Raw genomic sequence first — 617 nt, 5'->3', positions numbered from 1 at the left:
CACTTGTTCAGGTTCTTGTGCCAAACTTTGGCCTCCTCTACTGAGCAAAGCTCCCGTGACCAGCCATGTGAAAGGTGTCTCGGGCACCTTCGATGCGGTCAGAGGGGCTAATGGTCTGCAGGTAGATTACAACGGCCACCCCCTCTATTTTTACGCCCCTGACAGCAAAGCGGGCGAAGCGTTAGGGAACGGACTATTTGGGGGAACGTGGTGGGTCGCTACCCCCCACTTGGCGCCTGTACCGATTGCCATATCAACAAGTAGCAAGGCAGTGCCGAAACCTCATAGTGGCTGGTAACGTCGGATGCTGACTGGGACATCTCAGGACATGCCTTATACGGAGGCATCTGCTGCGAAGATAGATCCCTGTGGGGAAGCCTAATGCGTAAGGTCCACTTACAATCGATGATCACCTGTCCCGTTTGCGGGCATAGCGAGACGGAAACCATGCCGGTGGATTCCTGCCAGTATTTCTACGAGTGCAAAGGCTGCGCTGCCCTGCTTACGCCCAAGCCGGGCGATTGCTGCGTGTACTGCTCCTATGGCAGCGTGCCTTGTCCACCCATACAGGAAACAGGTAGATCTTCTGCGCATGGGTGTTGTGATGTTGGGAATGA

General features: G+C 55.3%; 1 protein-coding gene and 1 pseudogene. Both read left to right on the top strand.

Annotated elements, in window-relative coordinates; translation table 11 throughout:
* A pseudogene (locus AB4090_RS15110) lies at window positions 1-298 on the top strand (hypothetical protein); the annotation flags it as partial.
* An 83-nt stretch (window positions 299-381) separates the two neighbouring features.
* Window positions 382-617: GDCCVxC domain-containing (seleno)protein (locus tag AB4090_RS15105; protein WP_369574700.1), on the top strand; the 236-nt coding region annotated here is incomplete at its 3' end.

Source organism: Acidithiobacillus sp. IBUN Pt1247-S3, from assembly GCF_041146875.1.
Classification (GTDB): Bacteria; Pseudomonadota; Gammaproteobacteria; order Acidithiobacillales; family Acidithiobacillaceae; genus Igneacidithiobacillus.
The sequence above is the reverse complement of the archived record's forward strand: the minus strand, read 5'-3'. Positions and strand labels throughout refer to the sequence as shown.